2 protein-coding genes are annotated in these 3,720 nt (G+C 63.2%); both read right to left on the bottom strand.

All coding sequences use genetic code 11. The features are described from left to right. The coding region (locus tag AB7849_RS19440) for an efflux RND transporter permease subunit (protein ID WP_369501562.1) at positions 1-2,624 on the bottom strand (2,624 nt) is incomplete at its 3' end. Beyond that, positions 2,624-3,616, bottom strand: a complete 993-nt coding sequence (locus AB7849_RS19445) for an efflux RND transporter periplasmic adaptor subunit (RefSeq protein ID WP_081491802.1) — start codon at positions 3,614-3,616, stop codon at positions 2,624-2,626. The genes AB7849_RS19445 and AB7849_RS19440, both read right to left, overlap by 1 nt. Positions 3,617-3,720: the final 104 nt, after the last annotated feature.

Here is a 3,720-nt window from a genome sequence, read left to right on the forward strand (position 1 = left end):
AATCGCTTCAACGCCCGCTGCTGGTTCTCGAACGCGCCGCCCCATTCGCTGTAATAGCCAGTCGGCAACTTCACCTGCTGCGCGATGGCCGCATTGGCGTCCTTGACGAAGCCGTCGATGTCGCGGCCGCGCACGTCCATCTGGATCACCGCATAGCGCTGCAACTGCTCGCGGCGGATGAACGAATAGCCTTCCGCATCGCTGACCTCGGCCACCTGCGACAAATGCACCAACGCGCCGCTGGGCGTACGGATCGGAATGCGCTGGATCGCCGGCAAGGAGGCCTTGTCGGCATCGTCCAGCCGTACCGCGATATCGAAGCGCTTCACGCCGTCGAGCAAGGTCGTCACCGGCTCGCCACCGATGCCGTTCTTCACCACGGTGAGCACGTCGTCGGCGTTCAAGCCATAGCGAGCCAACGCATCGCGATCCACCTTGATGCGGATCTGCGGCTTGCCGATGTTTGCCTCCAGTGCGAGATCCGCCACGCCCGGCACCCCGGCCAGCACGTTCTTGATGCGACCGCTCAGACGATCCAACTCGCCCAAGTCATCTCCATAGATCTTCAGCGCCAGCGTGGCACGCACGCCGGAAATCAATTCCTCGATGCGCATCTGGATCGGCTGGGTATAGCTCACCACGGCGGTCGGCAACGCCGCCGACAATTCCTTCTGCATCGCTTCCTCGATGCTTTCCAGCGTCTCGCCCTTGCGCCATTGATCCTTGGGTTTCAGCGGCGTGTACACCTCCATGTAGTTCACATCTGCCGTCTCGCCTTTCTCGGCGCGACCGATCATCGCCAGTGTGGTCTCGACCTCGGGAAACTTCTGTTTGACCAGTGTCGAGACCTGTTTGGAGATGGCGATCGACTCGTCCAGCGACGCCGACGGGATCGAGGTGATGCGCCACATGATGGCGCCTTCCTTCAGGTTGGGCATGAACTCCTTGCCCAGGAACGGGAACAGCGCGAGGCTGCCGATCAAGGCCCCGGCGGCGATGCCCAGCACCAACTTGCGGCGTGCCAGCGCCCAGGCGAGTACCGTGGCGTAATGACGTTTCAGGAACGCCACCAGCCAGGTGTCCTTCTCTTCCTTCGGCTTCAACACCAGCGCGGCGAGTACCGGGATCAGGGTCAAGGCGAGAATCAGCGAGCCGGCCATCGCGAAGCTGATATTGAACGCCATCGGCTTGAACATCTTGCCTTCCAGTCCCTGCAGGCTGAACAGCGGCAGGAACACCACGATGATGATCAGGATCGCGAACGCCATTGGATTGGCTACTTCACGAGCGGCCGCCAGCACGGCGGCAGTGCGATCCACCGGACCGCCATGCGCCTTGCGCTCGGCCATGATGCGGTAGGCGTTCTCCACCATCACCACCGCGCCATCCACCATCATGCCGATACCGATCGCCAAGCCCGCCAGCGACATCAAGTTGGCCGACAGCCCCACCTGATTCATGCAGATGAAGGCGATCAGCATCGCCAGCGGCAACGCGACCACGACCACCAGCGCGCTGCGAAATTCGCCCAGGAACAGGAACAGCACCAGCGCCACCAGGATCGAGCCTTCCACCAGCGCGCGCACCGCGGTGCCCACCGCCGCATTGACCAGTTCGGTGCGCTCGTACACCGGCTTGACTACGACACCGGGCGGCAACGCCTGCTTCACCGTGTCGAGCTTGGCTTTGACCGCATCGACCACGCTCTTGGCGTTCTCGCCGATGCGCGCCAGCGCCATGCCCAGCACGACTTCCTTGCCATCACGCGTCACCGCCCCGGTGCGCGGTGCCCCGGCCTCGGTAATGGTGGCCACGTCCCGCACGTAGACCGGCGTGCCGTCTTCGGTCTTCAACACGATGTTGCCCAGATCCTTGGCGTTCTGGATCAAGCCCAACCCGCGCACCAGGTACTGCTCGCGCCCCACGTCGACGAAGTTGCCGCCGACTTGCGCATTGTTCGCCTGCAGTGCCTCGATTACGTTCTTGAAGCCGAGTTTGTGCGCGATCAGTTTCATCGGATCGATGCGCACCTGGAACTGCTTTTCCTGCCCGCCCCACGAGCTGACGTCATCGACACCCGGCGCGGTGCGCAGGATCAGACGGATGGTCCAGTCCTGCAGCGTGCGCAGATCCATGTCGTTCGGTGCCGTACCGGCCGTGGCGCCTTTCAAGGTGTTGTCGGCGCGCTCGACGGTGTACCAGAACACCTGGCCGAGACCGGAGGTGTTCGGTCCCATTTCCGGTTTGCCATAACCCGCCGGCAAACGATCGCCGACCTGTTGCAGCCGCTCGTTGACCAGTTGACGGGCGAAGTAGATGTCCATGCTGTCGTCGAAATAGACCGACACATACGACAGGCCGAACAGGCTCACCGAGCGGATCTGCTCCACCTTGGGCAAGCCGGCCAGCGCCGACTCCACCGGCGTGGTGAGCAGTTGCTCCACATCCTCTGCCGCCAGTCCCGAGGCTTCGGTGTAGACGTTGACCTGCACCGGGGTGACATCAGGAAAGGCATCGATGGGTAGCTGACGTACGGCCTGGAAACCGAGAAAACCGATCACCACGAAGATGATCAGTACCAGCACCTTGTAGCGCAGAGAGAATTCAACCAGACGTTCCAACATCATTCTTCTCCCAGCTGCGAGCGCAGCAAGCGGGCCTTCAAAGCGAACGCGCCCTTGCGCACGTAGGTGTCGCCGGATTTCAGGCCTTGCGTGATCACCGTCCAGCCATCACGCGTATCGCCAACCATGACCGACGCCGGCTCGAACGGGCCGTTGCCTTTGGCGAGGAACACGGTCGGCTGGTTCTGCAGCAACACGATCGCTTCGGCGGGAACGGCCAGCTTCGGCACCGCGCTGCCGGCGGCGATGCGGGCTTCGACCAGCTCACCCGGATGCAGCAGATCCTGGCGGTTGTCGACTTCGATGCGCACCGGCACCGTGCGGGTGCGCTCATCGGTCTGATGCGAGCGCTGCACGACCTTGCCGGGGATCGCGGTGTCGTGCACGAGGATGCGGACATCGGCATCGGGCTTGACCCGTTCGGCATCGGCCGGCGCCATCTGCGCGACGACCCAGACCGAATCCTCCTTGACCAGGGTGAACAGCGTGCGGCCCGGTTCCACCCGCTCACCGACCAGGAACTCGTCGGTGGTGACGCGACCACCGGCCGGGGCCAGTAGCTCGAAGCTGCCATCCGCACCGGCCGAACCCTTGCGCAGCAGGCCACCGATCTGACCGTCGGACAGTCCGTAGGCACGCAACTTGGCACGCGCCTGATCGCGCTGCACCTTCGCTTCGTTGTAGCGCCGTGCCGAGACCGCCTGCGGCCCCAGCGACGCGATCCGTTGCCAGTCCTGCTCGGCCACGATCAACGCACCTTGCGTCTCGGCGACCTGCACGCTGGAGAGCACCACCAACGGCGCACCGGTTTTCACTACGTCGCCGAGCTTGGCTTTGCGGGCCAGCACCTGCGATTCCACGCGCGGCGACACCAGTACGGTGGAATACGCATCGGCCTTCACTTCGCCGGGGGCTTTGAGTTCGTCGGTTAAGGCGCGGGGGGCAACCTTGTCGAGCACAATACCGGCGTCCTTGATCGCCTTGGCGTCCAGGGCGAGTGGATTGGCCGGTGCCGGTTCCTGGGGGTCTAAGCCGGAATCCTCAAAATTTCCGGAAAACGCCGTAAACTATTGTTTATAAAAAATAAGGTGCCACA

Origin of the sequence: Rhodanobacter sp. FW021-MT20, assembly GCF_041107475.1 — a bacterium.
GTDB lineage: Bacteria > Pseudomonadota > Gammaproteobacteria > Xanthomonadales > Rhodanobacteraceae > Rhodanobacter_A > Rhodanobacter_A glycinis.